The organism is Dokdonella sp. (assembly GCF_039926425.1).
Taxonomy (GTDB): domain Bacteria; phylum Pseudomonadota; class Gammaproteobacteria; order Xanthomonadales; family Rhodanobacteraceae; genus Dokdonella_A.
Genome location: NZ_JBDSWZ010000143.1, coordinates 1 through 10670, shown reverse-complemented (window position 1 = coordinate 10670; position 10670 = coordinate 1). Strand labels below are relative to the sequence as shown.

The 10670-nt window shown below is 60.0% G+C and carries 9 protein-coding genes; 4 read left to right on the top strand and 5 right to left on the bottom strand.

The features are described 5' to 3' along the window. The 3 genes from ABIV12_RS08630 to ABIV12_RS08620 form a co-directional block, all read left to right on the top strand. Nucleotides 1–504 (top strand): class I SAM-dependent methyltransferase (locus ABIV12_RS08630; protein ID WP_348058284.1); only part of this gene is annotated, 504 nt, incomplete at its 5' end. 75 nt (nucleotides 505–579) lie between these two features. Next, nucleotides 580–1740 carry a PLP-dependent aspartate aminotransferase family protein gene (locus tag ABIV12_RS08625; RefSeq protein ID WP_348058286.1) on the top strand — a complete coding sequence of 387 codons (1161 nt, stop codon included), beginning with the start codon at nucleotides 580–582 and terminating at the stop codon, nucleotides 1738–1740. 96 nt (nucleotides 1741–1836) lie between these two features. Continuing rightward, complete coding sequence (locus tag ABIV12_RS08620) at nucleotides 1837–3768, top strand: hypothetical protein (protein ID WP_348058282.1); 1932 nt, start codon at nucleotides 1837–1839, stop codon at nucleotides 3766–3768. A gap of 237 nt (nucleotides 3769–4005) precedes the next feature. On the opposite strand, the gene ABIV12_RS08615 is transcribed toward ABIV12_RS08620, so the two are convergent. After that, nucleotides 4006–6147, bottom strand: a complete 2142-nt coding sequence (locus ABIV12_RS08615; protein WP_348058280.1) for a hypothetical protein — start codon at nucleotides 6145–6147, stop codon at nucleotides 4006–4008. 434 nt (nucleotides 6148–6581) lie between these two features. On the opposite strand from ABIV12_RS08615, the gene ABIV12_RS08610 reads away from it, so the two are divergent. After that, complete coding sequence (locus tag ABIV12_RS08610) at nucleotides 6582–7319, top strand: class I SAM-dependent methyltransferase (protein WP_348058278.1); 738 nt, start codon at nucleotides 6582–6584, stop codon at nucleotides 7317–7319. Here ABIV12_RS08610 and ABIV12_RS08605 read toward each other — a convergent pair. From ABIV12_RS08605 to ABIV12_RS08590, 4 genes are all read right to left on the bottom strand, one after another. Next, nucleotides 7305–7730: a GtrA family protein gene (locus tag ABIV12_RS08605; RefSeq protein WP_348058276.1), complete on the bottom strand. Its 426-nt coding sequence runs from the start codon at nucleotides 7728–7730 to the stop codon at nucleotides 7305–7307. The genes ABIV12_RS08610 and ABIV12_RS08605 overlap by 15 nt on opposite strands. Before the next feature lie 5 nt (nucleotides 7731–7735). Further along, nucleotides 7736–8755 (bottom strand): glycosyltransferase family 2 protein, encoded by a 1020-nt coding sequence (locus tag ABIV12_RS08600; protein WP_348058274.1) that lies wholly within the window; start codon nucleotides 8753–8755, stop codon nucleotides 7736–7738. A 33-nt stretch (nucleotides 8756–8788) separates the two neighbouring features. Then, complete coding sequence (locus tag ABIV12_RS08595; RefSeq protein ID WP_348058272.1) at nucleotides 8789–9736, bottom strand: NAD-dependent epimerase/dehydratase family protein; 948 nt, start codon at nucleotides 9734–9736, stop codon at nucleotides 8789–8791. A 169-nt stretch (nucleotides 9737–9905) separates the two neighbouring features. Beyond that, on the bottom strand, nucleotides 9906–10670 hold a 765-nt coding region (locus ABIV12_RS08590; protein WP_348058270.1), incomplete at its 5' end, for a hypothetical protein.

The window sequence follows — 10670 nt, the reverse complement described above, 5'->3', positions numbered from 1 at the left end:
AAACAGCATGCATCCGGGCTCAAGCAACTCAATTCCCGTGGATTTTGTTCAACTGAACTCTTCTCCTCGAATGTTCGTTTCCGAAGCGTCGACATGCGCCAGATTCCAGCGGACCTGATCGGATTTGATTTTCTTTGGTCTTCCTGCGCACTCGAACATCTCGGTAGCCTTTCTGCAGGAACCGATTTCGTAAAGCGCGCCATTGAGTGCCTTCGGCCGGGTGGAATTGCTGTCCATACAACCGAGCTCAATGTTGATTCCGACTCCGCTACACTGAAATCGGGACGAGACGTGGTTTACAGGAGGTGCGACCTGCTGGAGCTTGCCAGCGAGATGTCAGCGCTTGGGCACACGGTAGAGGCGTTCGACTTCGATACCGGAAATACCGACGCTGACCAATATGTCGATGAGCCGCCATACGGCGGAAAATTCCATCTGAAATTGCGGATTGGTAACTTTGCCTCCACATCCTATGGCTTGATCATGACTCGGGGCTTGCATTGAAGGCCTGATCTTTAAATCCGTTCTTCTCGCGGAATACAGCCAATGACCAGAAAATTCCAGGAAGACACTATTGTTATGCCCAGATCAAAAGCCAACGGCCTAGGCACCCGTGCCATCCACGCAGGCCAAAGCCCTGATCCCTCGACCGGCGCGATCATGACGCCGATCTACGCGACGTCCACCTACGTGCAGCAGAGCCCCGGTGTGCACAAGGGCTATGAATACTCTCGCACGCAGAACCCGACACGCATGGCGTACGAACGCTGCGTGGCCGATCTGGAAGGTGGGCAACAAGGCTACGCGTTTGCTTCGGGTCTGGCGGCGGCTGGAACCGTGCTCGAACTGCTCGACTCGGGTAGTCACGTGATTGCGATGGATGACCTGTACGGCGGCACCTACCGCCTGTTCGAGCGCGTGCGCCGTCGCAGTGCGGGGCTCGATTTCAGTTTCATCGACCTCAATGACATGGACGCGCTGAGGGCTGCGCTGAAGCCGAATACGAAGATGATCTGGGCGGAAACGCCGACAAATCCGATGCTCAAGCTGGTCGATCTGGCGAAAGTCGGTGCGTTTGCGCGTAAACACGGGCTGACCTTCGTGGTCGACAACACCTTTTGTTCGCCGATGCTGCAGCGGCCGATCGAGTACGGTGCCGACATCGTCGTGCATTCGGCGACCAAGTATCTCAATGGACACTCCGACATGGTCGGAGGGATCGCGGTGGTCGGCGGGAGCGCGGAGCTCGCGGAGCAGATGGCGTTTCTGCACAACTCGGTTGGCTCCGTTGCAGGCCCGTTTGATTCCTTCCTCGCGATGCGCGGGCTGAAGACTTTGCACTTGCGCATGCGCGCGCATTGCGAGAGCGCGATGTCGCTCGCGTCGTGGCTGCAGAAACACCCGGCTGTAGAGCGCGTGATCTACCCCGGTCTCAAATCTCATCCGCAGCATGCACTGGCGAAAAAGCAGATGGATGGCTTCGGCGGAATCATCTCGATCGAGGTGAAAGGCGGATTGCGCAAGGCACGCAAGATGCTTGAGCGGTGCCACCTGTTCGCGCTGGCCGAGTCGCTCGGTGGCGTCGAAAGTCTGATCGAACATCCGGCGATCATGACCCATGCGTCCATTCCCGCAGCGAACAGGAAACGCCTCGGCATTACCGACGGATTGATTCGTCTCTCGGTTGGCGTCGAGGATCTATCGGATCTGAAGAACGAGCTTGTGTCAGCCTTGAGCTGAAAAGCGCTTCGGCCATGAAACACGCAGATCGAGAGGGCCGCAGGCCGGCATCAGTGCATTGGGCTCACTGTGGGGACTATTGTGTCCCGTGACGCAGTGGGCGAGGCACATGACCAGCAATTCGCGTTGCTTGCACGCGCGTCTGTCGCGCTAGCTATATGCTCGTTTGCAGCATTGGCGATCTGTCTTGTGTTGTTTGTGGTGCATTTCGGAAGGCAGTTCTTCGGCAGCGACGATGCCGTCGTGAATATGCTCGCGGAAACCATGTGGCAGCAGGGGCGCTTGTTGCCGCGCCACTGGATCAACAACAACGGCGATCTGATGATGCCGTCGATTGCATTGATCGTGGCGCCACTGCTGAACTGGTTTCCAAACAGCTTCGGCCTTCACTCGATTGGGGGAGTATTCGCCGCGGTTATCCTCCTCGGCTCGCTGATGCGGGCGCTTCGTGCGTTCGCGATCCCATGGATCGTCGTGCTATTCGTTGCGACTCTGATGGCTTCGGGTTTCTGCAGCAGCTTCATCACGGTCGTCTATACCCAGACTACCTATTTCTGGTGGCCTGCAGGATTCTTCATGGGTGCCACTCTCATCTACAACCACAGGCAGCCTTCGCGATCCGTGCGCTCGTCCGCGCGCTGGCGGATAGCGCTGCTGGCCACGCTCATTTTCAGTGTGAGTTTTGCCAATCCCGCACGTGTCGCCGTAATGATGGTCTTGCCACTTTACGTCTTCGATCGCGTTCTCCATGTCGGATCTGAACAATTCGGACGTGGCCATTCCGGTTGGCTTTCGTGGTTGCGATTCGCAGGGTTTGGAGATCCTCTTGCGCTCATCGGGATCGTCAGCAGTTTCCTGCTCTCAATGCTTATCTACGCCGAGTTCGTACATGCTGGCATCACGCAGCCCGTGTATGGTGCTGCGGCCCTTCACTGGGGCGGATGGCCCAGCGTTTGGCGACATCTTCTAACGTTCAAATCTTGGTTCATTTTTTTAGGCGCCCCTTCCGGACCACCGTTCGCGAGCCTCGGGGCGATCAATGCGCTCGCCCCGTTTCGTTGGGCCATTTCACTTTGGCTGACGTGGGTTGCTGTAAGCGAATCCGTGAAGCTCGTGCATCAGCGAGACGTGCTGCGGCGTGCCTTGGCGTCGGCAATGCTGGTGGCGTATCTATTTGTCGCGATCCCTTACGTCCTGTTCGACCCGCTGGCGGTCAACGGCAGCACACTTCGATATTTCATCGTTCCCAATTGCATGGCGGTACTGCTCTGCGCATTTCCGCTGCGGTGGCTTGTGATGCGTCGACCAGCCTCGGCGAGTGCAGGTCTCGCAGTTGCGAGCGCGATGCTGGCCTTTGTCGCCGCGCCGTTCTACATACCCGTCAGGGCAATCGGGAGTCCGGGCTTCTGGACCGTCGGCGAATCCAAAACAATGCGCTTGGCGCGGATCCTCCAACGCGAACAGCTGCGTTGGGGCTACGCCACCTGGTGGAATGCCGGTGCGACGATGGTTCATGCAAGGTCTTCTGTCCAACTGTCGCCGGTCATCTTCACACCGACCGGGCTTGTGCCATTTTGGTCCATGGTGTCGACGGATTGGTATAAGCCGGAGGCGTGGCAGGGCGAGACATTTCTCGTGGCCGACGATAGTGAATACAAAAGCGCTGACGTGACAAACCTCCAACGCTCGCTGGGACAGCCGCTCCGACAAATAGACGAAAGCAGTTTTCACATCATGATATTCGATCACAATGTGAGCGCCGATTTCGCATCGGCGAAGGGCGCAAAAAAGAATCGAGGGATTGCACCCGTCGACTTGACGCGGGGCGCGACTGCAATCGATGACTGCGTCGCTCGGCACCATGGATCTGATGCGCCCACCCCAGGATTGGAAGACGCCATTTTCGCGTCGACTACAGAAGGCGCGTTTGCAGAAGTGAAAAAACCGGGTACTCCCCCACCGTCATCGAGCGCGGACGCGCACGGCGCCAGGAAGGCGACTCTTATTTTCAGAAGTTGCTTCGATTGAATTGGCTTGGGAGTCTGGCCGCCGACTCGTTTCCGTGATTGAGACGCGCCTCAAGGTCCTGACGCGCGACCAGCGACTTCATCGGCTGGATCTGCTTTCCGCAGTGAAGGAAATGCTCATCCTCGATCATTGTGCATCCGTCGCAGGGGCTCAGGCGCACCGGGCACGATTGATGCGTCGAACGTCGCGGCGCCAAAATGACCGCGATTCCATATTGTCTGCCATCTGCGTGTTTCGTTAACGCTGTTGGTATGAGCCGTAGGCGAGAGCTTCCACACCGATCCCGACCTTGCGAGCGTCGATTGGGCTGATGGCCGCAGCGGCAACGTCGGTCGTCAGCGAAATCTGCGAAACGCCCGGACTGGCAAGAAATTTCAACGTGACGTCTTTTGATTGTCCGGGGACGAGTTCGTAAGCGGCCAGCGTGTTCTCGCCGTAGGCAATCCCGACATGTCGGCGCTGAAATGTTCTGAGCTTGAAAGAAACCGAGCACCATGCGGATGAAGGGCTCGGATTGGCGACCATCATTTCGCCGTTGCCCTTCCCGAGCGTCCAGTAGATTTCATCATGGGGATCTTTGGCGGATACCGTGACAAGCCAGTCCGGCTTCGGGGCGACGACGATGAAGGGGCTCGATTCAGGGGCGGCGCGAGCGACGCGATAGAGTGAACGGTGGAAATCCCCGTCTTCAAGAACTGGAGGTCCGAACTGTTGTCGTAACTCCTTTTCCACGCTTGCCCCATTGTCGGCGTACAGCCGTCGATCGACGTAGATCGCACTGAAGCCCGCACCAGCGACGGCATTGGCAAACGGCTTTCCGGACAGTGTCGATATGTGCTCGTTCCAAACATCCGCTGGCCGTCCATGCATTTCACCGAAACTCCAGCGCAGGCCTCGGGTGAATAGATAAGGTTCCATCAGACGATATCCACTGCGAGGACGCTGGCTCTCTGGAAAATAGTCGTACGGCAATTGGAGAACCCGCGAACCGGATGGAATGGCCGATTGGAGCCGATCGTAGAACGCACGCTCCCGTGCGAACGTTGCGATATCGCGATGAACAACCGCGCGCACGGGCACCTGGTCGAGGCACGCGAAGCCAGCAATTCCCATCGCAACGATGCAACGCACGGGAAAATTTGAGCGCGTGACCCGGAGCTGCCGGAGCGACAGCAGAAACGCCATCAGCGCGTAAAATCCCACGAAGACGCTGATGCGATTGAGTCCGCGGATCTCCGGAATGACCAGTATGGAAACCAGCGATCCGAACCCTCCAATTCCAGCATAAAGCACCGCGACAACGCAAAAAGCCCCGAGCGCTGACAAAAGCGGGTAGCGGCGCGTGTCGCCGCTGAAAAATGCCAGCAGCGCGATGACGAATCCTGCGGCGCCCATCATTCCGAGGGTGGCAGTCGCATTTTCATTCACCAGAGGAGCGTTCGTGCGGTACGCAGACATGAATGAGTCGAACAACGGCAAGCGATGCCCCGGCGTCGGCAACAGGAGCTGCGTGATCTTCAGGCCATAGATCTCTGCATCGGCGTAACTCCGATGGGCGACGAGTGAATTGCCGCCATTCGTAAAGTGAAAAAGAAAGTTGGGAAGAAGCGTTATGACAATGGTCCCGGCGACAATCGCGCAGTAGAGCACGCCGGTTCGCAGCACCACGACATGGCGTGACCGCATCGCTCCGATCGCGCTACCGGTTGCAAGGAAGAGCAATCCGAAGAACGCGTAATACACACCGCTGCCCGCCGCGATGGCGAGCAAGACAGCAGTGGTGACGCGAAGACGCACAGCATCATTCAGATGGGGCGCTTTGAAGGTCGCAAGCTGAAGCGCGTAGTGACCGAGGATGGGGATCGCGAAATACGATGCCAGGAACGTGTGCCCCATGCGAATGAAATGATACGGAAGAACGGCAAACGCAATCGCGCCCGCGATTGCTTCCAGGCGACCGACACCATTGCGTCTTAAAGACCAGCGTGCCGCCATCGCGGCTGTGGCGAAAGAAAAAAGGTAAAAAACATTGAACGCCAGGAAGGGGTCGCGTGTGAACAGCCCAATGAACCGAATCATCCACTGGTGCGTCGGTTCCGGAATCGGAAAGTCGTACAAGGTTGCACCAAACGGTGCGCCCAAGTCGGGGTTTCGCAGATAGGTTCTATGATCGAGCACGGTCTTGAAGACATACTGCTCGAATGTAGCGTCCCCCGTTTCGAGCATGGGCACGTGAAGTGCGAGGGGCCACATCCCAAAGGCATACAGAGCAATCGCAAGTGCGGCGAACGCAGCAACGCCGCCGTCGAACCATCCTTCTGTTGATTTGGCGCTGAATACATGCCTAAAACGCGAAAATCTCTCCTGCATTCGCGGCATTGGCTCGGACCTTGTGAACGGATGGGATCTCGCGCGTCAAATCCGCTTGGCGATGCGGTGCGTGCCGTTGGATGATCCCCTCAATCGCTGCGGGAATGCAATCAACGTTTTACCTCGTCTTACGCTTGGGAGAATGAGTGGATTTCACGCGTGCGCGTATCGCGCGCTTCATGCTCTTCTGCGTGCGCATCCCCTGATTGGCGCTCACGCCGCATTGCCACCGCGTCGGCAACGTGGTCTCGACGATCGTGGGCTGTTGCAGCGACCGATCAGTCCCGTCCCGATATTCGAGAATCTCGTCACGATGGCACCAGTCGCTCGCAGCAGCGATGTTGCACCGTTAGAATTGGACCCTCGTAACGACGAGGCTACAGGGTCGTCGGTGGGGTGTCGGAGTCGAGCCGATCCTTGGCACACTGTTGAACTGAGGGTCGATGGCTGCAATGACTGACGAAAACCGCTGGGCCAAGGATGCGTACCCCGATCGCTACAGCGACGACGTCAACCGCTCGATCGGATTCTCAGGGTTGGGTGTCGACCTGTTCGCGCGCGGCAAGGCTGACAACATCGTCGAAACGCTCGACCGTTTCTCTGCGTCGCGCGCGGCCGGGGCGACCTGTCTGGACATCGGTTGCGGCATCGGAATCCTGCATCCGATGATTGCGCCGCATGTCGCATCGCTGTCGGGCGCGGATGTCTCGGCTGAGGCAATCGAAACTGCACGCAATGCTCATCCGGAGATCGATTACCGAAATTATGAGGGCGATCGCCTGCCGTATGCCGACGCCAGTTTCGATTTCTGTTCGACCGTGTGCGTGATGCATCATGTTCCGCAGCAATCATGGCCTGCCTTTGTCGCGGAGGCATGGCGCGTCACGCGGCCGGGCGGTCTGTTCGCGGTCTACGAACACAATCCAATCAATCCGCTGACCCGCGTCGCGGTGTGGCGATGTCCGTTCGATCACGATGCGGTGTTGTTGCGAGCGCAGTCGGTGATCGACTTGCTGCGTGCGCAGGGCTTCGAGATCCTTTTGAAGGAGTATCTGTTCTTCGTGCCTGCAGATGCACCGTGGGCTCGCCGTGTCGATCGTGCGCTCACGTGGCTGCCGTTGGGAGCGCAATACGTGGTGTGCGCGCGCCGACCGCTTGAAACGGGCTCAGGCCGAACGTAAAACCCAGCGCGACATCACGAAGGTGATCGGCATCGTCACCGCAATCGAGAGTCCGAGCGCAAGCCAGCGCGGCACGCCGATCACGTCGACGGCGGTGTGCAACAGCGCGATGCTGAGTACGAACTGCAACACGTACACCAGCGGAAAACGCGCGGCCGATCGAGCACGCATCGGTCGGCGGAAGACGAACGTCGTACTGAGTGCGTAGGCCATCACGATGCCGGCGACGTAACCGATCGAATACGCGAACTCGTAGCGCATCCAGTGCATCAGCAAAAGCGACAGCGCGTACGTTGTGGCGGTGTTGACGCCGCCCATGATCAGAAACCGCAGGACTTCGCCGCCCGTGGCGCCACTGCGAGTTGCAGTGTCCGCACGTCGACTTTGGGTCGGTGGCGTCTGGCCGGCCATGAGAGTCACGCGGGAGGCAATGGCGATTCGACAGTGGAATCGTCGGCGGTGGCGCGCGCCGGTTCAACGCGTGCGTCGGCCATCGCGCCAACGCGGTTCTCCACCAGATAGACCGGCTTGCGATACGCCGCGCCCATCAGGCGGCCGATGTACTCGCCGAGCACGCCGAGGATCAGCAGCTGGATGCCGCATGCGAGCAGCACCACGGACATCAGCGATGTGTAACCGGGGTTGATGATGTTGCCGCTGAGATGCCCGACGATCAGATAGAGCAGATAGAGAAAGCTCGCCACGGCGAGCGCAGCCCCGCTGTAACTGGCAATGCGCAATGGCAGGTGCGAAAACGTCACGAAAATATTCGTCGCCAACGACAGCAGTTTGCCGAGGGTGTACGCGCTCTCGCCGTGCCGCCGTTCGCCGTGGGGAACGTCCACCACACCGACACTCGACGTCATCCACGAGAGCATGCCGTCGATGTACGGCTTGCTGAGGCCGAACCGCACGAGTTGCTTCGCGAGCGGCGCGTGGATCGCGCGGAACGACGTGTATTGATCGTTGAGATCGGGGAATGCCCGTTTCAGCGTTCGACGCATCAGCTCGGAGCTGAAGTTGCGGTAGCCCGCGTGCGTCCGCTGCGCGAACACGCCGTAGACGAGTGGATGGTCCGCACTCGCGGCCTCGAGCAGGGCCGGGACCGATTCGGGCAGATGCTCGAGGTCGTCGTCCATCGTGACGATCCACTCGCCGCGCGCGTGTTCGATGCCGCAAATGGTGGCCGCATGCTGCCCGAAATTCCGCCCGAGCCGAAGACCGGTCACTTCCGGATGGGCTGTGGCGAGCGCGCGGATGATCGGCCAGGCCTCGCTCGAACCGCGGTCGTCGACCAGGATCAATTCGTGTCGCAGTCCGGCGGCCGAGAGTGTCGTTGCCACGCGCTCGCGCAATTCGGCCAGCGCAGCGCTGCCGCCGTAAACGGGAACGACGATCGAGACGTCGACGGAATAGCTGGAAAGGTGTGTGCGCATGCGACGGCGTGAAGGATGACGGTTCGGCGAATTCTAGCTGTTCGTCTCTGCTGAACGGCGCTCGTGAATCCATCGCCATGTATGGCCGAGCCCGTCCGCGAGTGACACTTCCGCCGTCCATCCCAGCGCGCTGGCGATGGCCGATGCGTCTGGTGCGACATGGCGCACATCGACACCTCTGGGGTCCCTGAATTCGACAGCGATCGCGCGCCCCGATGCCTGTTCGCACGCACGGATCAGCGCAGTGACCGAAGCGGTGAAGCCGCTGGCCACGTTGTAGATTGCGCAACCCCGTTCCGGCGGAGCGACCATGGCGGCCTGCACGGCACGCGCGACGTCCCCGAGATAGCAGTAGTCGCGCACCGATCCCCCATCACCCCAGACGAGGAAGGGCTGCCCGTCGAGCGCGCGTTCGAACAGCGTGGGAACGACGGCGAACGCCCGCGCAGTTGCCTGCCCCGGACCGTAGACGTTGGTGGGACGCAGGATCGTTGCGCGCCAGTCCGTTGTTTCGGCGCATGCATGAATCAGGGATTCGGCGGCCACTTTGCCGGCACCGTAATAAGAGCGTGGGCGCAACGGGGTGGATTCGATCGCCTTGTCGGCGCCATCGCCATAGACGGTACCCCCCGACGACAGATAAATGAAATGGCGCTCCCGAAACGCGCTGGCGCACTCGAGGACGCGGGCGATCGGCAGGAGGTTGCCGATGACTTCGAGTGCCGGATCGTTTGCGGATGTCCCCGGCGTGGACAAACTTGCGGCATACACGATCGTCGTCGACTGCGAGACCGCTTCGTGAAGGAGTGCAGTGTCTTCGATCGATCCGCGAATGGCGGTGACGTTTGCCGACGTTCGCCCCGCATGTGAGCGCGCGAAAGCCGACACGCGATAGCCTTGCTGCGCCAATGTCGCGACAATGCCACTGCCGACGAAGCCACCGGCACCCAGCACAAGTACTCCTTCGTTTCTATCGGACATGAGCACGCCTCTCCCGACGGCAGACGTCACACGGTATCGTCCAAGTGAGTGCGCCGGGCTGACTCATTGTCGTCCATCTGCGGATCATGGGACCTGACAACGTGCGCATCGGTGTTCCTTTTGGTTTGGCGAGAATCCATTCGTTGCGCACACGCGCGGTCGAGCCCCATCAGTTTCCACGGGCGGCGCTTTGGGAGATTCTGCGTCCATCGCGTCGAAGAAGCCAAGCACCGACAGCCATGAATATCGTGTCGCCGAGAAAGGTCGCCACGCGGAAGAGTCCGATCAGCAGCAATGCGGCGCCATCACCGATGACGTGGCCCATCAAGCCGACGAACGCCGCCTCGCGGACGCCGATCCCCGCCGGCGCGCCGATGATGACGAAGCCAGCGAGCCAGCTGCCGGCAGTCGCAGCCAGGAGATGGGTTGGAACCACGTCGATGTCGAGCATCGCGGCAATCCCGAACTGAAGGGCTGCGCTTGCGACGAAGAACGCGCTATAGATGATGAAGGCCATCAGCAGCGCGGGCATCGGCAACGGTGGCAGCTGCAGTCGGCCGATGCCGCCGCGGCGCTGGATCCATCGCAAACCGAGGCTGAGGGTTGCGAGGCCAGTGAGCAACAGGGCAATCGCAGCGGGCGGGCGCAGGAACGGCAGGAAATCGGCGCCACTTCCATCCGCGATCAGCATCAGGCACAACGCGGCGAGCAGCAGCAGCACCGCCTCAAGGCCCGCTGCGAGTCCGAGACTCGCGTGCGGTGTGCCACTGCGTCGGCTCCACGCGTGGCGCAGCGCATAGTGCGCCACGTTGCCGGGAAGGTACTTGCCGTACTGGCTCACGGCGTACGAGGCCATCGTCGGCAGCGCGCGCGGCGGGTTGGGTGACAGGCGCGACAACATCACCCACCACGCCGTCGACAAGAGCACGTTGGA

Coding starts and splice junctions, on each gene's coding strand:
- ABIV12_RS08625 (WP_348058286.1), top strand. CDS start 580: ATGCCCAGATCAAAAGCCAACGGCCTAGGCACCCGTGCCATCCACGCA.
- ABIV12_RS08615 (WP_348058280.1), bottom strand. CDS start 6,147: ATGCCGCGAATGCAGGAGAGATTTTCGCGTTTTAGGCATGTATTCAGC.
- ABIV12_RS08610 (WP_348058278.1), top strand. CDS start 6,582: ATGGCTGCAATGACTGACGAAAACCGCTGGGCCAAGGATGCGTACCCC.
- ABIV12_RS08605 (WP_348058276.1), bottom strand. CDS start 7,730: ATGGCCGGCCAGACGCCACCGACCCAAAGTCGACGTGCGGACACTGCA.
- ABIV12_RS08600 (WP_348058274.1), bottom strand. CDS start 8,755: ATGCGCACACACCTTTCCAGCTATTCCGTCGACGTCTCGATCGTCGTT.
- ABIV12_RS08595 (WP_348058272.1), bottom strand. CDS start 9,736: ATGTCCGATAGAAACGAAGGAGTACTTGTGCTGGGTGCCGGTGGCTTC.